The following is an 18091-nucleotide window of genomic DNA, read 5'->3' as shown; positions in this document are numbered from 1 at the left end:
CAGCGCCTTCGCAACGGGGACCGATACGACGTGAGTGAACACGCGGCGCCGTCGCAGCGGGCGGCCGGGTCCGAGTCCCGCTTCGCCCAGGTCGGCGGCCTGCGCCTGCACTATCTCGAATGGGGCCGGCCGGAGGCGCCGCCGATCGTGCTGCTGCACGGCGGCGGGCAGAGCGCGCACACCTGGCAGCGCGTCGCCGGCCGGCTGCAGCGCCGCTACCGGCTGATCGCGCCCGTCGCCCGCGGCCACAGCGACCACCCGGAGTCGCGCCTCGGCCCTGAGGACCTGTGGGCCGCGGCGGCGCGCGTGCCCTGCTCCGCGCTGGTGGTGCACGGCTCCGAGAGCGACATCCTCAGCCGCGACGCGGGCCAGCGGCTGGCCGGGGTACTGCCGCACGGCCGCTACGTCTCGGTGGCCGGCTCCGGCCACTCCGTGCAGGGCGACAATCCGCACAGCCTGAGCGAGGCGATCGAGCAGTTCCTGGCCGAGATCGGCTACTGAGAGTCCGGCGCTGCACGATCGACCCGATCGGGAAGCGCAGCGGCGCCTCGCGTGTGACCAGATCGATCGTCTGTTCCCTGACACGCGCTTGGTCCATCGCCGGCGGCGCCACCGTCTTCCGGGAAACGAGCGCCTCCCGCTAGCCTCCGGAACCGAGGTCGCCGCGATTGAAACGGTCGATCGCGCCCTTGAGGCCGGAATCGCGGATCATGGCCGAGAGCCGTTCGACCGGCGCCGAGGCGTGCAGGATCGCGTCGGTCTCGGCGCCGAGCATGACGGCGGTGCGGAAGCCCTGCACGTCCAGCGTGCGGTTGACGGACTGCTTCTTCAGCTTGAGGATCTTGGCTGGCACGACGGCGATGCGCCGCGCCGTTTCGCGCACGTCTGCTTCGAGGTGCGCCGCGGGCACGGCCCGGTTGGCGAAGCCCCAGTCGGAGGCGGTGCGCCCGTCGATCTGCGAGCCGGGGATGAACGACATCTCCTTGGCGCGCTTGGGGCCGACCAGCCAGGTCCACATCGGCGTGATGAAGCCGCCGCCGACCGGGATCGAGGGCAGGCCGATGCGGGCATCCTCGGCCACGATCGTCAGGTCGGTCATCACGCAAAGCTGGGTCGCGCCCGCCAGGCAGAAGCCGTGCACCTGAGCGATGACCGGCTTGGGAAAGTCCCAGATGCGCAGCCAGCGCTCGATGCGCCAGCGCAGGCCGTCGAGGTCGTCCACGGTGTCGCGGTGGCCGGAGCGGCCTTCGGCGCCCGGGCTCAGATCGTAACCCGCCGAGAAGCAGCGGCCGGCGCCGCGGATAATGACGACCCGCACCGTGTCGTCGCCCTCGGCTTCGTCCAGCACCTCGTCGAACGCGCGCATCATGCCGACGCTGATCGCGTTCAGCTTTTCCGGCCGGTTCAGCGTCAGGTAGCCGAGGTTCTCGTCCTTCTCCCAGAGCACCGTGTCATTGCGAGTCATCATCCCAATCCTTCGCGGCTTTGCCAGCGGTGAGCGCGGCGGGAACCCGAACCTGCGGATCCGCTCAACCGCAATTCGCCGGGCGTCGCTCGGCGCTTGAGGGCATCGTAGCCCCTCTCGATCTGCGCGTGGGGCGCAACGGTGGACCGGGCCGGGCGCGGCGATTACGCTGCGGGAGAAGACGGGATGGAGTGCCATGACAGACGCGAAGATCATCTACACGCACACCGACGAAGCTCCCCTGCTGGCGACGTACTCGTTTCTGCCGATCATCTCGGCCTACGCCGCGACCGCGGGGGTGGCGCTGGAGACACGGGACATCTCACTGGCCGGACGCATCATCGCCAGCTTTCCCGAATACCTGAAAGCCGACCAGCGCATCGGCGACGCGCTCGCCGAGCTGGGCGCCCTGACGCTCAAGCCCGAGGCGAACATCATCAAGCTGCCGAATATCAGCGCCTCGATTCCGCAAATGAAGGAAGCGATCGCCGAGCTGCAGCAGCAGGGTTACGCGCTGCCCGACTACCCAGACGCGCCGAAGACCGCCGAGGAGCGGGAGATCCGCGCCCGCTACGACCGGGTGAAGGGCAGCGCCGTGAACCCCGTACTGCGCGAGGGCAACTCTGACCGCCGCGCGCCTGCCTCGGTCAAGCAGTACGCGCGGACGCACCCGCACCCTATGGGCGCCTGGTCCAAGGACTCGAAGACGAACGTCGCGCAGATGTCCGCAGGCGATTTCCGCGCCTCGGAGCAGTCCGTCGTGATCCAGGCGGACGGCGCGCTGCGCATCGAGCTGGTGGACGAGAACGGCGAGACCGTCGTGCTGCGCGAGGCGGTGCCGGTGCTGGCCGGCGAGGTGGTGGACGCGAGCTTTATGAGCATCGCGGCGCTGCGCCCGTTTCTCGCCGCACAGATCGCGCGGGCGAAGGCGGAGAACGTGCTGTTCTCACTGCACCTGAAGGCCACGATGATGAAGGTGTCCGACCCGATCATCTTCGGGCACGCGGTGCGCGCCTTCTTTCCGACGCTGTTCGCCCGCTGCGGCGACGCGCTGGCCGCGGCCGGCGGCGACCCCAACGACGGCCTCGGCGCCCTGTTGCAGGCGGCGCAGTCGCTCTCTGCGGACGAGCGCAAGGACGTCGAGGCGGCGATCCGCCAGGACCTCGCCAACGGTCCGGCGCTGGCGATGGTCGATTCCGACAACGGCATCACCAACCTGCATGTGCCGAGCGACATCATCGTCGACGCCTCGATGCCGGCGATGATCCGCATCGGCGGCCGCATGTGGGGGCCGGACGGCAAAGAGGCCGACACGCTGGCCGTGATTCCCGACCACAGCTACGCCGGCATCTACCAGGCGATGATCGACGACTGCCGGGCCAACGGCGCCTACGACCCTGCGACGATGGGCTCCGTGCCCAACGTCGGCCTGATGGCGCAGGCGGCGGAGGAGTACGGCAGCCACGACAAGACGATTGAGATCCCGCGGCCCGGCACGGTGCGCGTGGTGGACCGGGCCGGCAACGTTCTGATCGAGCACAAGGTCGGCACCGGCGACATCTGGCGCATGTGCCAGACCAAAGACGTGCCGATCCGCGACTGGGTCAAGCTGGCCGTCTCCCGCGCCCGCATCACCGGCGCCCCGGCTGTCTTCTGGCTCGACGAGACGCGCCCGCACGACGCCAACCTGATCGCCAGGGTGCGCGAGTACCTGCCCGAGCACGACACCAACGGGCTGCAGTTCGAGATCATGGCGCCCAACGGGGCGATGGTGTTCTCGCTGCAGCGCATCCGCAAGGGCGAGGACACGATCTCGGTGACCGGCAATGTGCTGCGCGACTACCTCACCGACCTCTTCCCGATCATGGAGCTGGGCACCAGCGCCAAGATGTTGTCCGTCGTGCCGCTGATCGCCGGGGGCGGCATGTTCGAGACGGGCGCCGGCGGCTCGGCGCCCAAGCACGTGGAGCAACTGCTCAAGGAAGATTACCTGCGCTGGGACAGCCTCGGGGAGTTCCTGGCGCTGGCCGCGAGCTTCGACCACCTGGCGCGCACCACGCGCAACGCCCGCGCCAAGATTCTTGCCGACACGCTGGACCGGGCCACGGCGAAATACCTGAACGAGAACAAGGCGCCGGCCCGTCGCGTGGGACAGATCGACAACCGCGGCAGCCACTTCTACCTGGCGTTGTTCTGGGCCGAGGAGCTGGCGGCGCAGCATGAGGATCCGCAACTCGCCGCCGCCTTCACGGACCTCGCCAAGACGCTGCGGGCCCACGAGCCGACGATCGCCGAGGAGTTGCTTGCCGTCCAGCGCCACCCGGTGGACCTCGGCGGCTACTACCGCCCCGATCCCGCCAGGGCGGAGGCGGTGATGCGCCCGTCGAAAACGTTCAACGCAGACCTGTTGCGCCTCCAGCCCTCGTAAGGAGCGCCGAGCCGGCGCGTTCAGGGCCAGCGCGGCGGACGTGGCCGGCGGCTGGGCTGCGGTGATGCCTGCCGATCTGTGCGGCTTGAGGCTTGCTGACACGAGACTCCTGAGCCTCCGCACACGGCGGCAGGCGATCGCCCTGGCAAGACTCAAGACCGGCGGCGCACAGGCTGAGGACTACATATACACTTGCGCGCAGGGTTCCGCCTGCCTGCGCGGCGTACGCATCGTGGCGGCGTGGAATGCGGCGTGATGTTGGGATGTCCATCGACGAAGCGCGTGCGGCGTTCGCGCGCCGGGCCTGGGGCGTAGCTCGATCCGCGTACGCGAAGGCAAGCGATGCAGGCGCGCTCTCGCTCGATGACGTCGAGCGCTACGCCGTCGTCGCCCATCTCGTTGGCGAGGAGACGGAGTGCCGTGAGCTGCTGGCGCGCGGCTACCGGGAGTCGCTCCGCCACGCGGATGTGACCCGGGCGGTCCGCTTCGCCTTCTGGCTCGGCCACCAGATGATCTTCACCGACGAGATGGGCCAGGCGGGCGGCTGGTTTGCGCGGGCGCGCAGCCTGCTCTCCGAGCGTGGTGCCGACTGTGTCGAGTGGGGCTATCTGCTTGTTCCGGCCGGCATGGAGAAGCTCTGGGCGGGCGATGTCGACGCCGCCTGCAGCATTTTCGCTGAGGCGCTAGCGATTGGGAGGCGCTTTGCCGACCCAACCCTGCTGGCCATGGCTGGACACGGACGCGGCCGCGCCTTGATCCGGCTGGGGTTGCACGCCGAAGGCATGGCCACCCTCGACGAGGTGATGCTCGCCCTTACCGCGGGGGAAGCGTCCCCCATGCTGGTGGGTCACGTCTACTGCGGGGTGTTGGAGGCCTGCCAGGAGGTGTTCGACGTGCGCCGGGCGCGCGAATGGACCGCCGTCCTCTCGCGCTGGTGTGACGGCCAGCCCGACCTGGTGCCGTACCGCGGGCCGTGCCTGGTGCACCGTGTGGAGCTGATGCGGCTGCGCGGCGACTGGGAGGATGCCCTCACTGAGGCACGGCGCGCCTGCGCCTGGCTGTCGCTGCCGGCCAGCCCCGAGGGACCGGCCGACGCCTTCTACCAGCTCGGCGAGCTGCACCGCCTGCGCGGCGACTTCACAGCCGCCGAGGAGGCCTACCGGCAGGCCAGCCGGCTGGGGAGGCCGCCTGAGCCCGGGATCGCCCTGCTCTGGCTTGTCCGCGGACAGACGGACGCGGCGGAGGCGGCGATCCGGCGAGCGCTGGACGAGCTCGGCACGGCACCCGCGCGCCGAATCGAGTTGCTCGCCGCCCACGTTGAGATCCTGTTGGGCATGGGCAACACCGCCGCAGCCCAGAAGGCCGCGGACGAGCTTGCCGAGCTGACGGCGGTACTCACGGCAGTGCCGCTGCGGGCGCTGGCCGACCGCGCGGCAGGCAGCGTCCTGATCGCGCGAGGAGAGTCGCGCGCCGCGCTGGCGCCGCTGCGCCGCGCCTGGACGGCATGGCAGCAGGTCGAAGCGCCATACGAAGCCGCCAGGGTACGTGTCCTGATCGGGATGGCCTGCCGCGCCGTTGGCGACGACGAGTCGGCGGCCATGGAGGTCGACGCGGCGCGCTGGGTCTTCGAACGTCTCGGGGCGGTGCCCGACCTGGCACGACTGGATGCCGATTCCCTCGCCCCGGCAGCGGCGGGCGGATTGACCCGGCGGGAGGTCGAGGTACTCGGCCTGATCGCGGCAGGCGAGACGAACAAAGCGATCGCCGCCGCGCTCGTCATCAGCGAGCACACGGTCGCCCGCCACGTCCAGAACATGCTCCAAAAGCTCGGCGTCTCCTCGCGCGCCAGCCTGGCCGCCTTCGCGGTGGAACAGGGCCTCGCCCGACGCCCATCTGGTCAGAACTAACCACAACGCGGCGCTCCCGTTTGGTCGATCACCGCGATGGCAGGCGGAGCGCGCCCTCGTAACGTGGTCTTTGCGGAGGCGCGTCCGGGCGTCCGGCCGGAGCCCAGCACCGCCACCGTAAAGCCAGACGGAGGAGACGCTCATGATCGCGCTTGTCAATGCTGAAGAACTCGTGCGGCCGGTGGCGGATGAGATCCGCCTGATGGCGGCCCAGGCCGAAGCCGAGCGTCGGCTTCCAGACGAGCTCGTCGAACGGCTCATGGAGGGCGGGCTGTTCTCGATCTACACGCCGAGAGCGTTCGGCGGGCTCGATCTGCCCTTGCCCGACGCGCTCAGCGTCGTCGAGGAGGTGTCACGGCACGACGGATCCACGGGCTGGACCGTGGCCCTGGGCATCGCCAATGGCCTCTTCACGGCCGTGCTGCCTGAGGCATCGGCCGCCCGGGTGCTCGGAAGCGGCTCGGCCCTGATCGCCGGCGCACCGGCGTTCGGCGTGCGCGCCGAGCGAGCGGAGGGCGGCTACCGGCTTACGGGGCGATGGGCCTTCAACAGCGGCGCCCCCAACGCCACGTGGATCGCGGCGGCCGCGCCGATCGTCGCCGACGGCGCCCCACGTCTGGATGACGGCGGACAGCCTGAGATGGTGATCGCCTTCCTGCCGCCGGCCGATGTCCAGATCATCGATACCTGGTATGTCACCGGCCTGCGTGCGACGGGCACCCAGGACCTGTATGTGGACGGCGTCTTCGTCCCCGACGAGATGACCGGCGGCTTCGCCCTCCCCGCGGGCCCGCGACACGTGCGCGAGGTACGCCTCACCAACATCCCGTTCTTCTCCCTCGTCGGGCTCGCGCAGTCGCCGCCGGTGTGCCTCGGACTCGCGCGCCGGGCGATCGAGGAGTTCCGGCAGCTTGCGCTCGCCAAGGAACGCCCGTTCGGGCCACGGCTGAGCGAGCAGGTCCAGGCCCAGGTCGGCCTGGCGCACGCGGAGGCGCTCGTGCGCTCCGCCCGCACCTTCTGGTACGCGAACGTTCAGGCGATCTGGGACGCCGCCTCGCGCCGATGTGAACTCACGCCGGAGGCCCTGGCCGTGCTCCGCCTGTCATGCCTGACCGCGGTTGAGAACAGCGTGACTGCCGCAGATACGCTCTACCGGCTCGCGGGGTCGAGCGCAATCTTCCAGTCGTCGCCGCTCGAACGCTGTTGGCGCGACCTGCACACCGCCGCGCAGCACCTGCAGGTGCAGGACGGCCGCTGGGAGACCGCCGGCCGGGTCCTCTTCGGATTGGATCCGGGCAGTCCTCTGCTCTGAGCCGGCGCATCTGGGCCCGCAGGAGCGGGAGCGCCGGACCTGCTCCTCAAGCCGTCTGATTGATCAGGTCTTACCGTGGCGTCCTGCGTGTCGGTTGGCGTATCGGCAGCGCTCCTGTTCAGGGAGAGGCAGCGGCCGGCGCCGCCGCGCACGTTCGCCGTGGACTGCGGTTCCATGACCTATTGCCTGAGCGCGCCAGGGGGCGGCCGGGGAGAAGCGCTTCATCAAGGCGCACCGGCCCCGGGCGGCGTGGCGCCGCGGTGTGTACCGCTCCGCCGGCGCGGCTCAGGCTCACCGCAACCGCTGGAAGGCGTTGAAGACGTTTTCCATCATGCCGGCATAGGTCGCGGCCTGACCGGAGCCGTTGTACAGCGCGGCAAACGCGTGGAAGTCCTGGCGCTGCAGGGCCAGCAGGCGCGGCGAGTCGGCGGATGCGCCCCGGACGAAGTCGAAGAAGCCGATCAGCTGCGCCTGCGCGCTGCACGAGAAGGCGTCGAACATCGCCTGCACCGACGCGTAGCCGATCGCGGCGTGGTTGAACCCCATGATCTGCGGCGCTCCCATGCTGATCGCCCGTTTCGCGGCGGTGTCGTCGAGGCCGCAGGCAAACTCGAATACCTGCCATTCTGCCGATTGGTCGCCGTGGAATTCGCGCCACGCCTCCGCCGGAGACGGCCGCCAGAGATGACCCTGCCAGGGCTGTTCGTCGCCCGATGCGAAGTGCCGGGCGAACGCGTCGGGAGCGTGCCCGCCCCACTCGTCATGGAAGATGTGGTTCTCGAAGCGGATGATCATCCGGCCATCCGCCGGGAACGCCCGGCCGCCGGCCTCGATCGTCAGCACGGCCACCGCGGTCGCCGGGTCGATGCACAGCTCTTTGGACAGAGCGATGAGCAGTCCGCCGTAGCGGTTCCACGTCTCCGCGACCAGCCGCTCGGTGTCGGTCATGGCCGGGGCCACCAGGTGCTCCGACGGCGCCGGTGCGAGCGGTACGTTCGCAAAGTCCGGCCTGCCTCTGAGGAAGCCTTCCGGCAGAGGCTCGTGCCCAAAGGCGACGAAGCCGCGGTGCACGTATCCCTCTGTGCCGCAAGCCTGAACCTGGAGCCACTCACCCCGCTCGGCCAGCACGCCGACGCTCGTGCCGGGCGGCAGTGTGCGGAGCACAGGGTGAATGGTGCCGGGACCGGCACGCAGATTGAGCTCGGCGGTCGTGTGGCCGCGGCGCTCCGCCGTTTGGACGTCGGCCGCGGCGGGCGACTGCTCGCCGGGGGACGCCGCGTCGCCGGCAGCGAACTCCAGAAACGTTCCCCACAGCCAGCCGTCGCGTCCGTTCCAGCGGACAGGATAGTAGGCGTCGTGGCGCAGCGCGACGGCCGCGCCGGCAGGAACCACGCCGAGCACGGCAGCGTCCTCACCCAGCCGCCCGCGCAGGTTGGCGTTGACCAGCACGCGGGCCGGAAGAGCCGGCGGCTCAGCAACGGCGGCTGCCTGCCCGGCCTGGCCCGCGTGCAGGAACGGCGCGGGATCGATGTCCTCGCCGTGCCGGCGGTATTCCAGGTGCAGGTGCACGCCCGTCGAGACGCCGGTCGTGCCGATGCCGCCGACCGCCTGCCCAGCGGCGATCCGCTGGCCCACCGCCACGTCGATCCGGCAGAGATGGCCGAAGAGCACCTCGACGCCGTCGCTTCGCTCCACGATCACGCACTCGCCGTAGCCCGCGTTCGTTGCGGCGAGGCTGACCGTTCCGTTACTGGGCGAAAGCACGGGTGTGCGCTCGGACACCCCGCCGAAGTCGATGCCGGTGTGGTAGCCCTTGCGGTACAGGTGCCGAACACCGGGATCCGTGTTGCCGGGGCCGTACAGTTGCGTGATCACGGCGCCGGGCACCGGCGACTGCCAGCCCGCGGCCGGATCGTGGTTGAGCTCGCTCATCATCGTCGCTCCGACTATTGCCCCGGGCGCACGGCGCCGCGCCGGGAGCCCAGGCATTGGCACGGTGCGCACAACGCAGGGGCGGGTCGCCGGCCCAGCGGCTTCATTCCGCGTGAGCCGGCGACGCTGCGATTGCTCGTCTCCAGGGCCTACTTGACCTTCTGGATGACGAATCTCCGCGCGTTCCCGTCGCTGTGGTCGAACCACGGATTGCCGGTCATCACCGCGCGGAGGCCGGGTTGCTCGCCCGGGGTCACTGGTTGACCGTTCAAGGTCAGGAATGCGCGCGCCGGCGCATCCTCGCGGGTAATGGAGACCCAGTCACCCGACACAAGCGGCCGCGCGATGCGCGTGCCGTTGCCGGCGACCTCGCCGGCGACACAGAGCGACCAGAGGCATTGCGGATCGTTCGGATTCGGCGAGAACGCGGCGATCGCCGTCTGCGCCGCGCTATCGAACGGCTTCGTGCTGAGGTAGCGTTGCCCGGAACCGTTGCCGCCCTCAACTCGCAGGCCGATCTGCGTCTCCCGGGCGGCCATCACCTCGTGCGGCTGCTGGCCCGCCGCGCCCCAGCGTCCCTGCGGGTCAACGACCGTCATCGTGGCCACCGGGTTCGGAGTCGATCGATCCACCTTGGCCATGTATACCGCGGAACCGTTCGGATTGGTGTTGTTCAGCTTGAGCTGATAGTCCAGCGGCTTCCCCCGCTCGTATGGCGCGTTGTAGAGGACGACTTTGTCGCCGTAGCGAATGGTGCCATCGAGGGCGCCGCCGCTGCTGATGATGTACTGGTCTACCGCCTCGTCCAGCGATCGGCGCTTGCCGGCGATCGCCGGATCGTTCGGGAAGAAGTCGGCGGTGAGCAGTTCTGACAACCGTGCGAGCTCCGTGCCGGCCGGGATCGGCGCGGGACGTTCCTGCAGGCCGCTGAACCACTCATCGGCGATCTCGTGCATGCTGCCGATACCGCCGCGAAAGACGACGATGCCCCGCTCGATTTCGTTCTCCTCGTCGGACTTTTGCAACTGCTTGCGCGTTTCCGAGAGGCTTGCGCCGGACTTGAAGATGTCCATCTCGAGCTTCGCCTTCGCCGTGAACTCGTCTTCCCGCTCCCGCGACGCGAGCACCTTCGTGGTGAGACCGCTGACGCGCGAGTAGGCCATGCCGCCCAGCGACACTCGGCGGGTGAAGTGCGTGCCGAACTTCCGGATGAACTCCGAGTAGGCCCGCTGTTCCGCTTGCGCCCCCATTCCCCCCGGAAGCCCCTTCACGGCGTGGGCAAAAGCGGTGCTGATGCGCTTCTCGTCCGGGCCGTCCAGGTCCAGCGCGACGACGTGGTTCTGAACGTAGACGATGGCGTAGGTCGAGACCTGCTTGCGCGACTGTGACGCCTGGGTGATCTCCTTGAAGCTGTTGCTGGTGCTGAACTCAAAGCACCCTTCGATCCCAGCATTCAGCTCCAGCGTCGAGCTGAATTCGTTCTGAAAGTCGTAGCTGTTCTGGACGAGGGAGCGGAAGGTCTTCGCCTCCGTGTTGAACGGCGACTGCAGGCTGACGCCGTTCGGCACCACGTAGCTGCCCTGCTCGTAGCTGCCGCCGCCCGCGCGTGCGACATCGATCGCGTTTACGGTCTTGGCCAAACCGCCCAGGTTGAGCGGATCGAGCGAGAGCAGATCGTAGCACTTGCCGAGAAACTCGAGGCCGTTGAGTTCCGTTGCGTCCGACATGATGAACACTCCTCTTCGGCGTCATACGGAAGGCCGGCAGCGTGGTTAGGGCCACCAGCGACACGGTCATTGGCGTGGGCGAGCCGGCGCACTACCGCTTCGATCGGCGGGTGACGCTTCTGCCGCTACACCCAGACGATCTTCTTCTTCGAGAACCTGCGCACCTCCTGTTCGAGGTACCAGCTCCCGACCCGGGCGCCACTGACCATGAGGGTTCCAGGGTCCAGCCCCTTCCCCTTCGTGACGGTGATCTCGGCGGTCGTGCAGCGGTTGGCCGTCACGCGCTTGACCGCCGCCGAAGCGTGGCCGTCGCCAAGCAGGATGACGTCTCCGAAGTAGAGCGAGCGGATCTTGCCGCCGTCCTGCGTGGCGTCGACGATCCTCCGGTTCTGCCTGGTGATGGCGTCGTAGTCGAGCTCCGAATACCGACCCATGCCGGTGCCTCCCTCAGACAGGTACTGCTTTGCGCGGTGCTGCGGGGCAAACGGGTGAGACGTAGCGACCGCTGCGCGGATAGGACCGGGCCGCCGGGCGTACCGTGCTGCAGGTCAGGCGAGCGATCGGGCGTGTACGACCTTCTTGTCCGAAATCTTGCTGATCATCCGGTCGAAGTAATTCTGCGGCCGTGTAGCGTCGCGATGCTGCTTCGTCGTGGCACCGGTGACCGTCAAGGTGCCCGGATCGTCCTTCCGTGATCCCTTCGTGACCTTGATGAGGCCGCTGCAGACGGCGTCCGGCACGCCATCCAGGAGCCTGACCAGCGGCTTATCGTGGCCGTCACCGATCAAGAGGATGCTCTCCCCGTAGTACCCATCGTCCCAGAGAAAGCGATAGCTAACCTTCGCGCCATCCTTTGTCGCGTCGAGGTTCTTCTTGTTGCGCCAGGCGAGAGCCGCGAGGTCGATGCCGGAGCTGCTGGTGGTCACGGACACTCCTTCCGTCAGGATGCACTGCCTCATGGATGACGCCGAGCCAGGATTTGGCCCTCGTTTGCGGTGGTATCGCGAACGAGCGGGACTCACCCACCAGGCACTGGCCGAACGGGCTGGGGCCAGTGCCTCGGCGATCGCCGCCCTTGAACGGGGGCGAAGGCAACGCCCTTATCCCTATACCGTGGACCGCCTGGCTGAGGCGCTTCAGCTCGAGCCTGACGAACGTACGGCGTTCATCGCACTGGCGCGTTCACCACGCGCCGGCCGGAGCGAGCAGTCACCGCGACTACCTCGCGCCACGCCCCGGTCAAATCTGCCGGCGCCGCGTACACGTCTGATCGGGCGGGAGCGCGAGCTCGGCGCGCTGGTCGAGTTGGTCTCCAACCACGCCGGCCGTCTGGTCACGCTGACCGGCATCGGCGGTGGTGGTAAGACGCGACTGGCGTTCGCCGCCGCTGAGGCGTTACGCGCCACGTTCCCGGATGGCGTGTGGTTGGTCGAATTTGCCCCCATCGCCGACCCTGCGCTGGTTCCGCAGGCGGTCGCCGCGGTGTTCGACCTACCCGAAGTCGCGGGCGCCACGGCGCTCGATCGCCTGGCAGACGCCCTGTGCAGGCGGTCGTTGCTGCTTGTGCTCGACAACTGCGAGCACCTGATCGCCGCTTGTGCTGAACTCGCCGAGCGCCTGCTCGCCGGCTGTCCCAGCCTGCGGATCCTCGCCACAAGCCGTGAGCCCTTGCAACTCGCCGGAGAGTACCAGCGGCGCGTGCCACCGCTGGCGCTGCCCGACCCCGACCAACCCGCTTCCCCCGCGGAGCTGGCACGGTGCCCGGCCGTACAGCTCTTCGTGGAGCGCGCCCGCGCTGTCAACGCGGACTTCAACTTCACGGCGGGAAACGTCGACGCCGTAACCGGCATCTGTGCCCGTCTGGATGGGATACCTCTGGCGCTTGAGCTGGCGGCGGCTCGCGTGCGCGTGCTCGGGGTCGCGCAGATCCTGGAGCGTCTGGACGACAGCCTCCAATTGCTGACCGGGAACAGCCGGGCAGCGCCGACGCGGCAGCAGACGCTGCGTGCCACCCTGGACTGGAGCTACCAGCTGCTAACCGTGCCCGAGCAGGCGCTGTTCCGCCGTTTGGCGACGTTCGCCGGCGGCTGCGATATCGCCGCAGCGGAGGCTATCGGTGTCGGCCCTGACGTACAGGCTGCGGATGTGCTGGATCTGCTGACCGAGCTCCTGGACAAGTCGCTGGTGCTGGTTGAGGAGGAGACGGGGACTGCTTGCTACCGTCTGCTCGAGCCAGTGCGGCAGTACGCGATCGAACGCACGGCGAAGGGCGAGCTGGAGGCGACACGAGTCCGCCACGCGGCCCGGTATCTGGCGCTGGCTGAGCGGGCGGCGCCGCACCTGCGCGGTCCGGATCAGGTTGCCTGGCTGGCGTGCCTGGAACGCGAGTCGGGAAATCTGCGCGCCGCACTGAGCTGGGCGACCGCATTGGGCGAGCTCGAGACCGAGGCACGGTTGGTCGTGGCGTTGGCCCCGTTCTGGGAAGGCCACATGCATTTGCGCGAAGGGCGGCAAGCCCTCGAGGCGGCGCTCGCGAGACCGGTCAACGGCATCGCGCCCGCGCTGCGCCGGCAGGTGCTGATCGCGGCGGGCAGGCTGGCCCAGTGGCAGGGCGACCTCGACGGAGCGATCCCCTTGCTGGCGGAGAGCCTGACGGCCGCTGAAGCGGCGGCGGATCGGCGGGGGATCGCCGAGACGCTCGTCTGGCTGGGGATAGTCCAGATGCGCCGGATCGCCACTGGCGAGGCGGCCGATTTGCTGGAGGAGAGCCTGGCGCGGTTTCGCGAGTTGGCCGACGAACCCGGGATTGCGCTGGTGCTCCTGGCGCTCGGCACGACACGGGGAAATCAGGGTGACTACCAGCGGGCCTGCACGTTGCTCGAGGAGTGCCGGCAGCGCTCCCAGCAGCAGGGCGATCTGCGCACCGTCGCGATGGCGCGAACGATGCTGGGGACGTTCCTTCACTATGCCGGTGATCACGAGCAGGCCGCCGCAAACGTTCGGGAAGGATTGGCCGGCCACCTCCAGGTGGGCGATTGGGTGTTTCTGGTGCAAGGCATTCGGGGGGCGACCGCGATCGCGGCCGAGCCACGGCCGCGGCAGGCGGCGCGGCTGCTTGGCGCCGCCGAAGGACTGCGGGCGATGCTCGGCGCCAGTTCGCCGCCCAGGGACCGCGCCACCGATCAGCGGGTGACGGCAACGATCCGCGCCGGGCTTTCAGGGGGTCGAGTTCGCCGCCGCGTGGGCGGCGGGCCGCGCTCTGACGCTGGACCAGGCGGTGGCGGAGGCGCTGAACAGCATGGAGCCGTCTGCACAAGCGGCCGCCGTGAACCAGGCAGCGTTACCCGATCGCGTGCATGAACCGCTCACGCCCCGTGAACGGGACGTGACGCGCTTGCTCGCCAAGGGCTACAGCGATCGTCAGATCGCATCCGCTCTGGCCATCGCGGTGCGCACGGTGGGCGTCCATGTCCATCACATCCTCGACAAGCTCGACCTGCGCTCGCGCTGGCAGGTTGCCGACTGGGCTGCCGAGCACGCTAACCAGGAGGCCGCCGGCAGCGGCCACGAACACGGTCGTCCTCGATCTACACCTATGCCTGCACATGTCCATGCGGTGGCCGGATCCGGCACGCAACAGCGCCGCGCCGGCAGCAGGTATGCCCGGACGCTCTGCCAGGAGGATGGCCGGCCTACGTAGATTCTATAGAAACGCCACACAATCTACAGGATCGAGCGTACGAAGTCCGCGGGCGACGAGATCGTTGGGGCAGCCGGCCGGCTGGCCAGCGGGCACATAATCAGCATGCAGATAAACTTACGCACCGGGGCTCCGCCTGCCGGCGAGGCTTGAGCTGGGCACCGGCATGGAAGCCGCGTGGTGTTTGGGGTCTGCACCGACGAAGCGCGCGGCCTTCGCCCCAAACTGCGTCTACCTGCTCACGTCGCCGTGTTCATTCACGTTGCACACAGGGGGCGAATGACGAAAGATCGGTGAGTCAACGAGACGTGCCCTGCCCGTGAGCGAGAGCGCCCCGCCCATCAGGGGTCGGCGGTGTCCATGGAGATGGAGCGTGCCCAAGCAATCCCCGGTCCCCGATGACCTCGACAGGCCGTTCTACGACGCCTGCAACGAAGAGCGGCTGGTGGTCCAGCACTGCGCCGTGTGCAATCGCTTCCAGTTCCCGCCGCGGGCGATGTGCCCGAAGTGCGGGAACCGGGCGCTCGCATGGCGCGAAATTGCCGGTCGTGGCCGCATCGTGAGCCGCGTCGTCGTGTACGACAGCCCGGTGAGCAGACTCATCCCCGACCAGCCCTTCAACGTCGCGACCATCTCGCTCGACGAAGAGCCTGAGCTGACGATGTACTCGCACCTCCCGGGCGTTCCCGTCGACGAGGTCCCCATCGGCGCGGCCGTCGAGGTGATCTTCGAAACGACACCGGTCACGGGGCAAAAGGTTCCCGAATGGCGGGTCGTGAGCTAAGGGAACCCGGCTCAGCCACCCGCGCGCCGCGCAACCGTCGGAGACTTTCCCCGAGCGCCGCGCAACCGTCGGAGACTTTCAAGGAGCCCGAGGAGTGCCACCAATTCCGATCGCGCCGAACGCTTGGCATCGCAACCGCGAGGGGCTTGGCCTCTGGGAAGGCCGAGGAAAGGTCTGCGCCACGGGCGTCGGGACTTCACCCACCGCCCGGCGCTGGGACGAGAAGCCCGAGACCAGCATGGGCGCCCTCACCATCATCGCGATCCGCGAGGCGATCGAAGACGCCGGCATCTCGCCGAGCGAGATCGACGGCATCGTCTTGACCGCTGAGTCGACCACGGGTGTCTCGAATGATCCGAACACGCCGCCGCCGCCGGGCTGGGATCGCGTCTTCAAGATGGTCGACTTCCCCCAGGCGGGCATCACGCGCGGGGACATCGACTGGATCCTGCTGAATATGCCGGAACTCACGAACGTAACGTTCAAGATGTACGGCCCGATCTGCATGTCGGTGTCGTTCACCACCGCGGCCGAAGCGGTCGCTCGCGGCCTCACCAACACCTGCCTCGTGGTACGCGGCTGGCACAACCTCGCCGGGCGGTACTACGTCGGCCAGGGCGCCGCGGCGCGCGACACCGTCGCCAGCCCGGCGAAGTACGGCGGTATCTGGGGCACGCCGGCCTGCGCCACCACCGCGATGGTCTTCGAGGAGTACTGCCAGAAGTATGGCAAGAGCCACGACATGATGGCCCCCTTCATCGTGGAAGAGCGTCGCAACGGCCTGATGAATCCGGACGGCTACTACACCCAGCACCGGCCGGAGATGATTACGAAGGAGGACTACCTCCAGGGCCGCTGGATCGCGAAGCCCGCGAACATCTACGACAATGACCTGCCCATCCAGGCAGCGCTCGCGGTCGTCTTCACGACCCCCGAGCGTGCGAAGAACCACAAGCCGAAGCCCGCCTACGTCCTGAGCCACGGTCAGACCAGGCCAGAGCTGCAGGGCGTGCAGGCCAGACTCGAGCAGTGGGAACGAGCAAGCGACAGGATGGGGCGGATCCTCTACGAGGGCGCCGGCATCGGGCCGGATGACCTGTCGTTCGAGAACATGTACGACGGATTCACCCTCTTCCACCAGTTCCACCTCGAGGGCCTCCGCTTCGCCGCGCGCGGGGAGAAGCGGGGCTACGCCCTCGATCTCTACCAGACCGACATCAGCATTGAGGGCCCGAACCCCGTTTCACCGAGCGGTGGCAACAACGGGAACGGGCGCACACGCTGGTGGAACCACCGCGACAGCATCCTCCAGATCCAGGGGCGGTCGCCGTCGCAGATCACGAGGCCGGCGCGCTACGGCGTGTCGGGGGCGCATGTGCCAAACTACTGCGACGCCCTGATCTGGGGCGCAAGTCCCGATTAGCGTTCGTGCGTCCCGGCGCAAAGCTCCGCACTCACCGCGCCCGCCATCGACAGGGAGCCGCTGGGCCTTTTGACTCGTACTCACCACGTGAAGGAGCAGGGAAAGGTGGCATACCTCATAAGCTTCGATATCGACGGCACCCTCGAGTTTGGTGACCCGCCCGGGGGGATCACGGTCGAGATGGTGAGAAGGGCCAAGGAGCTCGGGTTCCTTATCGGCAGCTGCTCCGACCGCTTCCCTTCGGCGCAGAAAGCCCTGTGGGAGGCGCGCGGTGTCGCGGTGGATTTCGTGGCGGCGAAACACATGCTCGACGACATCAGAGCGCGCTTCCAGGCGGACAGATACCTCCACATCGGCGACCGGGAACTCGACCAGCAGCTCGCGGCGCGCGCGGGCTTCGAGTTCCTGTGGGACCACGAGGGTGTCGCGGAGCCCTGGCTCGCGTGGCTCGATGACATGACAAATATCCCTGCCGAACGGGCTTAGACATGGTTTCAAAACCGGTGGGCGATCGGCCCGGCACGCCAGCCAATTTGCCGCCGAGCCGGTTTTGAAACCATCTGTCACGCGCCAAGTTCGGGTGGTGGCACGGCGGCTCCCCGGGTCCAGGAGTCGTTGGCCCCTGGCGGTGAGGCGGCCCTGGTGAAGATCGGACTGATCTCCGATACCCACATCCCTGCGGCCGGCAAGGAGCCGCCCGCCGAGGTCGTGACTGCGTTCGAGGGCGTCGACCTGATCCTCCACGCGGGCCACGCCTACGTGCCCTCGTGCATCGAGTGGCTGGAGCGGATCGCGCCGGTGCGGTCCTCCGAATCGTGGGTGGAAGGATCCGGGGAGAGCCTGACGAGAAACGGCCGGGCGCAGGTGATGGAACTGGAGGGCCACGCCGTCGGGATGGCCCATGAGCTGATCCTCAGGAGCCTCGGCGACGACGTGCTCCCCGGGGCCATCACAAGAGGCTTTCCCGCGGATGAGTCGCTCACTGCGGCCCTCGAGCAGATTTTCGGCAAGCCGGTCGACATTGTCGTGTTCGGCTATACGCACGAAGCCATGGTGGAAGTGCACGATGGCGTGCTCCTCGTCAACCCCGGCAGCCCGAGCCTGGTGCGGCAACAGGTGCGGCTCGGCACGGTGGCCATCCTCGAGCTGACACCAGAGGGCAGAGAAGCAAGAATCATCGACCTTGCGACTCTGGCGCCCGCCGGCGCCTGACCGGCCGCGGCGTGCGCCGCATCAATACACCCCCGCCGTGACGAGTTCCCTTTCGGCCGATGCGCGAGTTCGAGCGGATCATCCGCGAGGACGGGCTGCACGGGCTGATGCTCAACCCCATGGACGAGCGGATCCCCGCCAGCGATCGGCGCTACTACCCGCTCTACGCGAAGGCGGCAGAGCTCGGCCTGCCGGTGCGTA

15 protein-coding genes are annotated in these 18091 nt (G+C 68.5%); 10 read left to right on the top strand and 5 right to left on the bottom strand.

The window, feature by feature from the left end:
* The first annotated feature begins 30 nt into the window (after positions 1–30).
* Positions 31–501: a hypothetical protein gene (locus VKV26_11775; GenBank protein HLZ70569.1), complete on the top strand. Its 471-nt coding sequence runs from the start codon at positions 31–33 to the stop codon at positions 499–501.
* Between the two features lie 139 nt (positions 502–640).
* Here the strand turns inward: VKV26_11775 and VKV26_11770 are convergent, their stop codons facing one another.
* Positions 641–1465, bottom strand: coding sequence for an enoyl-CoA hydratase-related protein (locus tag VKV26_11770; protein ID HLZ70568.1), 825 nt, complete (start codon positions 1463–1465; stop codon positions 641–643).
* 196 nt (positions 1466–1661) lie between these two features.
* Between VKV26_11770 and VKV26_11765 the strand changes: the two genes are divergently transcribed.
* The 3 genes from VKV26_11765 (at position 1662) to VKV26_11755 (ending at position 7112) form a co-directional block, all read left to right on the top strand.
* The gene (locus tag VKV26_11765; protein ID HLZ70567.1) at positions 1662–3893 is read left to right on the top strand and encodes an NADP-dependent isocitrate dehydrogenase; all 2232 of its coding nucleotides are present in this window, start codon (positions 1662–1664) and stop codon (positions 3891–3893) included.
* Positions 3894–4156: 263 nt separating this feature from the next.
* The gene (locus VKV26_11760; GenBank protein HLZ70566.1) at positions 4157–5800 is read left to right on the top strand and encodes a LuxR C-terminal-related transcriptional regulator; all 1644 of its coding nucleotides are present in this window, start codon (positions 4157–4159) and stop codon (positions 5798–5800) included.
* Between the two features lie 142 nt (positions 5801–5942).
* Positions 5943–7112, top strand: coding sequence for an acyl-CoA dehydrogenase family protein (locus VKV26_11755; GenBank protein HLZ70565.1), 1170 nt, complete (start codon positions 5943–5945; stop codon positions 7110–7112).
* A 291-nt stretch (positions 7113–7403) separates the two neighbouring features.
* Here VKV26_11755 and VKV26_11750 read toward each other — a convergent pair whose 3' ends face one another.
* The 4 genes from VKV26_11750 to VKV26_11735 all read right to left on the bottom strand — a co-directional run bounded on the left by VKV26_11750 (position 7404) and on the right by VKV26_11735 (position 11697).
* The gene (locus VKV26_11750) at positions 7404–9044 is read right to left on the bottom strand and encodes an N-acetylmuramidase domain-containing protein (GenBank protein HLZ70564.1); all 1641 of its coding nucleotides are present in this window, start codon (positions 9042–9044) and stop codon (positions 7404–7406) included.
* Between the two features lie 149 nt (positions 9045–9193).
* Positions 9194–10771: an MAC/perforin domain-containing protein gene (locus VKV26_11745; protein HLZ70563.1), complete on the bottom strand. Its 1578-nt coding sequence runs from the start codon at positions 10769–10771 to the stop codon at positions 9194–9196.
* 125 nt (positions 10772–10896) lie between these two features.
* Positions 10897–11205 carry a hypothetical protein gene (locus tag VKV26_11740; GenBank protein ID HLZ70562.1) on the bottom strand — a complete coding sequence of 103 codons (309 nt, stop codon included), beginning with the start codon at positions 11203–11205 and terminating at the stop codon, positions 10897–10899.
* 114 nt (positions 11206–11319) lie between these two features.
* Positions 11320–11697, bottom strand: coding sequence for a hypothetical protein (locus tag VKV26_11735; GenBank protein ID HLZ70561.1), 378 nt, complete (start codon positions 11695–11697; stop codon positions 11320–11322).
* 31 nt (positions 11698–11728) lie between these two features.
* Here VKV26_11735 and VKV26_11730 point away from each other — a divergent pair, with 31 nt between their 5' ends.
* The 6 genes from VKV26_11730 (at position 11729) to VKV26_11705 (ending at position 17890) form a co-directional block, all read left to right on the top strand.
* A complete protein-coding gene (locus VKV26_11730; GenBank protein HLZ70560.1) occupies positions 11729–14131 on the top strand; it encodes a helix-turn-helix domain-containing protein in 2403 nt (800 codons plus the stop codon).
* On the top strand, positions 14070–14471 hold the full coding sequence (locus VKV26_11725; protein HLZ70559.1) for a LuxR C-terminal-related transcriptional regulator: 402 nt from the start codon (positions 14070–14072) through the stop codon (positions 14469–14471). The genes VKV26_11730 and VKV26_11725 overlap by 62 nt, the downstream gene beginning before the upstream one ends.
* A gap of 373 nt (positions 14472–14844) precedes the next feature.
* On the top strand, positions 14845–15255 hold the full coding sequence (locus VKV26_11720) for a zinc ribbon domain-containing protein (protein HLZ70558.1): 411 nt from the start codon (positions 14845–14847) through the stop codon (positions 15253–15255).
* Between the two features lie 94 nt (positions 15256–15349).
* On the top strand, positions 15350–16678 hold the full coding sequence (locus VKV26_11715; GenBank protein ID HLZ70557.1) for a hypothetical protein: 1329 nt from the start codon (positions 15350–15352) through the stop codon (positions 16676–16678).
* A 105-nt stretch (positions 16679–16783) separates the two neighbouring features.
* Entirely contained in the window at positions 16784–17164 is a 381-nt protein-coding gene (locus tag VKV26_11710) for an HAD family hydrolase (GenBank protein HLZ70556.1), read from the top strand.
* Between the two features lie 156 nt (positions 17165–17320).
* A complete protein-coding gene (locus VKV26_11705; protein HLZ70555.1) occupies positions 17321–17890 on the top strand; it encodes a metallophosphoesterase family protein in 570 nt (189 codons plus the stop codon).
* Positions 17891–18091: the final 201 nt, after the last annotated feature.

Source organism: Dehalococcoidia bacterium (assembly GCA_035310145.1).
GTDB lineage: Bacteria > Chloroflexota > Dehalococcoidia > CAUJGQ01 > CAUJGQ01 > CALFMN01.
The sequence above is the reverse complement of the archived record's forward strand: the minus strand, read 5'-3'. Positions and strand labels throughout refer to the sequence as shown.

Excerpts from the sequence above, each read along its gene's own strand:
- VKV26_11770 (HLZ70568.1), bottom strand. The coding sequence starts at position 1,465 with ATGACTCGCAATGACACGGTGCTCTGGGAGAAGGACGAGAACCTCGGC.
- VKV26_11765 (HLZ70567.1), top strand. The coding sequence starts at position 1,662 with ATGACAGACGCGAAGATCATCTACACGCACACCGACGAAGCTCCCCTG.
- VKV26_11760 (HLZ70566.1), top strand. The coding sequence starts at position 4,157 with ATGTCCATCGACGAAGCGCGTGCGGCGTTCGCGCGCCGGGCCTGGGGC.
- VKV26_11755 (HLZ70565.1), top strand. The coding sequence starts at position 5,943 with ATGATCGCGCTTGTCAATGCTGAAGAACTCGTGCGGCCGGTGGCGGAT.
- VKV26_11750 (HLZ70564.1), bottom strand. The coding sequence starts at position 9,044 with ATGAGCGAGCTCAACCACGATCCGGCCGCGGGCTGGCAGTCGCCGGTG.
- VKV26_11745 (HLZ70563.1), bottom strand. The coding sequence starts at position 10,771 with ATGTCGGACGCAACGGAACTCAACGGCCTCGAGTTTCTCGGCAAGTGC.
- VKV26_11740 (HLZ70562.1), bottom strand. The coding sequence starts at position 11,205 with ATGGGTCGGTATTCGGAGCTCGACTACGACGCCATCACCAGGCAGAAC.
- VKV26_11730 (HLZ70560.1), top strand. The coding sequence starts at position 11,729 with ATGGATGACGCCGAGCCAGGATTTGGCCCTCGTTTGCGGTGGTATCGC.
- VKV26_11725 (HLZ70559.1), top strand. The coding sequence starts at position 14,070 with ATGGAGCCGTCTGCACAAGCGGCCGCCGTGAACCAGGCAGCGTTACCC.